A 4,975-nucleotide genomic window follows, 5' to 3' on the forward strand; every position below is an offset into this window, starting at 1 on the left:
CCGGCGTCGCGGTCGACACCGGCCGGTGCAGATCCGCGACCAGCGCGGCCAGGGCCCCGGGATCGGCGACGGCCTGGCGGCCACGCCGGAAGGCCTGGATGTTCGCCGCGACCGCGACTCCGTTGAGCTCGATCGCCTGCTCGATGGCCCGGGCGGAGATCGGCAGGGCGCCGCTCTGGTACGCCGCCCCCACCATGAGCATGTTGGACGCCTGCGTGGACCCGAAGAGGTTCTCCGTGATCTCGCCGGGGTTGAGGTAGACGCCCCGCCCGGAGGCCCGGTCGATGGCCGCCTGGATGTCCGGTGTGGACGGGTAGTGCACGGCGGTGTCGATCACCATGGTCCCCGTGGGGATCCGGGTGGTGGAGACCACCGCGGTGGTGCGCTCCGGGTGGGCGACCTTGAGGTTGGCGTCGTCCGCGCCCACGAGGCCGTCACAACACAGGTAGAGGTCGCAGTCCCCGGCCCCGATCTTGGGGGGCTGCTCGAGTGGCGTCCGCGCCACCCGGACATCGGAGACCACCGCGCCACCCTTCTGCGCCAGACCCGTCATGTCGAGCGTGCGGGCGGAGTTGCCGTCGAGCACGGCGGCGGTCGCCAGCACGGCCGAGACGGTGACGATCCCTGTCCCACCGATCCCGGTGAGGCGCAGCGAGAAGCCGCGGTCGGCGTCGACCGCGACCCGGTCCGGTTCCGGGAGGGCGGCGGAGTCCAGTTCCGGTGCGGTCGCCACGCGCTCGGTCCCGACGCCCGGGACCACGGTGACGAAGGCCGGGCAGTCGCCCTCCAGGCACGAGAAGTCGAAGTTGCAGGTCGACTGGTCGATCCGGGTCTTGCGGCCGAACTCGGTGTCCACCGGATGGACCGACAGGCAGTTGGACTTCTTGCCGCAGTCGCCGCACCCCTCGCAGATCCGTTCGTTGATCACCACCCGCTCCGCCGGGGTGGGGTAGGTGCCGCGCTTGCGGTGGCGGCGCTTCTCGGCCGCGCAGAACTGGTCGTGGACCAGCACGGTCACCCCGGGGACCGCGGCGAGCTCCTTCTGGACCTCGAGCGTGTCGCGGCGGTCGCGGACCTCGATGCCGCGGGGCAGTCCCTGGGACCTCGTGGCCTTGACGTCGTCGGTGGTGACGACGATCCGGGCGACCCTCTCCGCCTGCAGGAGCCGGAGGATCTCCGGCAGGGACATCTCGCCGACCGGGTCCTGGCCGCCCGTCATGGCCACCGTCCCGTTGTAGAGGAGTTTGTAGGTGATGTTGTCGCCCGAGGCGACGGCCGCGCGGAGGGCGAGGGAACCCGAGTGCATGAACGTGCCGTCGCCGATGTTCTGCACCATGTGGCGTTCGGTCAGGAACGGGGCCATACCGGTCCACTGGAGTCCCTCGCCACCCATCTGGGTGACCCCGGTGACGGTGCCGACCTGGTCCTCGTCCATTAGCAGGACCATCGCGTGACAGCCGATGCCGCCGCCCACGAGCGTCCCGTCCGCCACCTTGGTGGAGCTGTTGTGGGGGCACCCCGAGCAGAAGTAGGGGGTGCGGGTGGTGGCCAGCGGCAGGGAGATCCGCGAGCGGCCGCGGCCCGGTCCGTCGAGCCAGGCGGCCGCCGACTCTATCCCGTGGACGCGGCCCAGCCGTTGCGCCAGGCCCCGGGTCACGGCGTCGACGTCGAGTTCACCGAAGCGGCTGAACAGGGTGGAGCCGTCCTCATGGGTCTTGCCCACGACGTTCGCGACGTCTGGCCGTCGGAAGTGGATCTCGCGGATCATCGTCTCGATGAAGTCGCGCTTCTCCTCCACCACGATCACCTCGTCGAGGCCGGTCATGAACTCGTCGAGGACCGTGCGCTCGATCGGGTAGACCATGCCGAGTTTGAGGATCCGGATGCCGCGTCGGGCGAGCTCGGCGTCGTCGAGACCCAACCTGCGCAGCGACTCGCGGACGTCGAGGTAGCTCTTCCCGGCGGCGACGATCCCGATCCGGTCGTCGGCGGTCGACTGCACGATCCGGTTGAGTCGGTTGAGCCGGGCGTACTCCAGCGCGCGGGGGATCCGGATCGTGAGCTGGTTCTGCTCCAACTCCATGAGGCTGGACCCGAGCAACTGGCCCGAGGGCACGTGGGGACTCGTGCCCAGATCGCCGTAGACGGGCAGGATCCGATCCGGGTCCACCAGCGCGGTGGACGAGGCGTCCGCGACGTGCGAGGAGATCTTCAGGGCCGACCACAGGCCCGAGACCCGGGAGAGGATCGCAGCGTGGACGCCGAAGTCCAGCACGTCCTGGGAGTCCGCGGGGTAGAGCGTGGGGAGGTAGAGGTCTGCCAGCGCGAGCTCGGACGAGCACGGCACGGTGGAGGACTTGGCTCCGGGGTCGTCCCCGACCAGCGCCACCGCGCCCCCGTGGGGGTCGGTGCCGATGAGGTTGGCGTGGCGGATCGCGTCCGTCGCGCGGTCCAGGCCGGGGGCCTTGCCGTACCAGTACCCGACGACGCCCTGCAGTGGCGCGCCGCCGGTGTGGGCCGTCGCGCGTAGGGTCCCCGTGCGTCGCGCGAGCTGCGACCCCATGACGGCCGTGGCGGCGGCCTCCTCGTTGAGGGCGGGGCGGTGGACCACGTCGAACGGGTCGAGGAACGTCCCGCGCCTGGCCAGCTCGAGGTCGTAGCCGGCCAGCGGCGAGCCCTCGTAACCACTGACGAGACTGGCGGTGAGCAGGTTCTGCCTGCGGTCCAGTCGGGCGCGGTCGCGGACCGTGCGGACGAGGGCCTGGATGCCGGTGAGGAACACCGTGCCGCTCTCCCGCGTGTAGCGGTCGGAGAGCGAGAACGAGGTGGCGTCCGCCCGCCCGGTTCGGGGCAGATCATCGTGGGAGCCGCTCGAGGGGTGGAGTAGGGAGGTCATCTGTCACACCTGGCCTTCTGACGACAGTGGCTGTGTCTCCAGGCTAGGCGTGTGGGTGATGCGCGTCACGTGGCCAGCGCGATGCAGTGCACCATGTGCAGGATGTCGGCCACATTCCGCCGCGAGATGGACACAATGCGCAGTGCCCACCGGATTAGCATGGACACATGGACGCGCCTGCCGATCTGGATCACACCGACCGACGACTCCTGAAGATCGTCCTGGCGGGCCCCAGGGTCGGGGTGCGCGAGTTCTCCCGCCGCCTCGGAGTGGCCCGCGGGACGGCGCAGGCGCGGTTGGACAAGCTCGAGGCGCGGGGGGTGATCGCGTCGTGGGCGCCGACCCTCGATCCGGCCGCGCTCGGGTTCCCGCTCTCGGCGCTGGTCCACATCCAGGTCGCGCAGGCGAAGCTGCAGGCGACCTGTACGGGCCTGGCGGAGGTGCGCGAGGTCCTCGAGGTGATGAGCGTGGCGGGGGAGTTCGACATCGTGTGCCGTGTCGTGGCCCGGGACCACTCGCATCTCGAGGAGGTCTTCAGCGCCATCATCGCCACCCCGGGTGTCCTGCGCACCCGCACCGAGGTGGTCCTGCGGCGACGGGTCGGCCCGCGTGTCGCCCAGCTGCTGGACGAGTGAGGTTCACTCCCAGATGCGGGCGAACGGATAGGCCTGCTCGTACTCGGAGGCGAGTTCGAGGAGCAGTCGATCGTGGCCGATCCTCGCCGACAGGTGCACGCCGATGGGCAGGCCGTCCGGCGCCCGGCCGGTGGGAAGCGAGACGGCGGGCGATCCCGCGATGTTCTGGAGGGGCGTGAAGGTGACCCAGTTGGAGACCCGCTCGAGGTGGGTCTCGTAGGGCAGGTCCGCATCCAGGTACCCGACCTCGGGGGTCTCGTGGTTGACCACCGGGTTGAGGTAGACGTCGAACTCGCCGAACGCCGAGTCGAACCGCCGCCTGGTCCGGTAGAGGCGGTACAGGTGCAGGGGGAGTGAGGGCAGACCCCGCCTGGCCATCGCGGCGAGGCCGATCGTGAACGGGTCGAGCCGCTCCGCCGCGAACTCCGGACTGAACATGCCCCGGCCGCCCGAGGAGGTGCCCAGGGCGAGCAGGCCCCAGTAGGCGATGAAGTCCTCGCGGAACGAGTCCGGGACCGGCGCGGTGGTCGGCACGATCTCATGGCCCAACGCCGCCAGCCGGTCGGCGGCCTCCCGCAACACCGCCAGGGTGGCCGCATCGGTCGGGTCGCCCGCGGGACTGTGTTCGACGAGGCCGATCCGCAGCCGGCGCCCGGGAGCCTGCGCGACCGTACCCAGCGGTGGGACCCCCACCGGACGGTGTCCCGCTTCGAAGGCGGTCAGGAACGCCACCGTGTCGCGAACGGACCGGGTGACCACGGACTGGGAGATGATCGGGATCGGCATGTTCGCCGAGAACTTCTCGTCGGGGTGTCTGCCGCGACTGGGCTTGAACCCCACCAGGCCGGTGACCGCCGCGGGGATCCGGATCGACCCACCGCCGTCATTGGCGTGCGCGATCGGCAACGCGCCGGCGGCCACCAGTGAGGCGGATCCCCCCGAGGACCCGCCGCTGGTGCGGCCGGTGTCCCACGGGTTCCGGGTGACGAGCCCGCCCTGTCGCTCGGTGGCGGCGGTCCAGCCGAACGGCGGCATCGCGGTCGTGCCCACCGGGATCAGTCCGGTCGCACGGAAGAGCGGTGCGTAGGGGCCGTCGTGGAGGGCTGGTCGGGTGGGGACCGCCGACGAGCCGAGCGTCATGGGCAGACCCTCCACCCGGACCGCGTCCTTGAACGCCGACGGCACGCCGGCGAGCGGGGCGGAGAGCTGGGAGTTCCGGACCCACTCCGCCCGGTGGCGCGCGCGGTCGTAGTCGGTGTGCACCAGGGCGCCCAGAACGGGGTCCACCGTGGCGCAACGCTCGATGGCGGCCTCGACCAGTTCCGCGGGTGAGACCTCCCGCCTGCGAACTCTCTCCGCGAGGGCGGAGGCGTCGTCGTACCCGAGCGCATCGTCGCGGAAGGCGTGCACGCGGCGCGGCGGTCCGGCGGGGGTCGGATCGGCG

3 protein-coding genes are annotated in these 4,975 nt (G+C 71.2%); 1 reads left to right on the plus strand and 2 read right to left on the minus strand.

The window, feature by feature from the left end:
* Positions 1-2,896 (minus strand): indolepyruvate ferredoxin oxidoreductase family protein (locus G6018_RS06795; protein ID WP_182616603.1); only part of this gene is annotated, 2,896 nt, incomplete at its 3' end.
* A gap of 167 nt (positions 2,897-3,063) precedes the next feature.
* Between G6018_RS06795 and G6018_RS06800 the strand changes: the two genes are divergently transcribed.
* Positions 3,064-3,531: an Lrp/AsnC family transcriptional regulator gene (locus G6018_RS06800; RefSeq protein ID WP_182616605.1), complete on the plus strand. Its 468-nt coding sequence runs from the start codon at positions 3,064-3,066 to the stop codon at positions 3,529-3,531.
* 3 nt (positions 3,532-3,534) lie between these two features.
* On the opposite strand, the gene G6018_RS06805 is transcribed toward G6018_RS06800, so the two are convergent.
* On the minus strand, positions 3,535-4,975 hold a 1,441-nt coding region (locus G6018_RS06805; RefSeq protein WP_187700937.1), incomplete at its 5' end, for an amidase.

Origin of the sequence: Dietzia sp. DQ11-44, from assembly GCF_014145205.1 — a bacterium.
Classification (GTDB): Bacteria; Actinomycetota; Actinomycetes; order Mycobacteriales; family Mycobacteriaceae; genus Dietzia; species Dietzia natronolimnaea.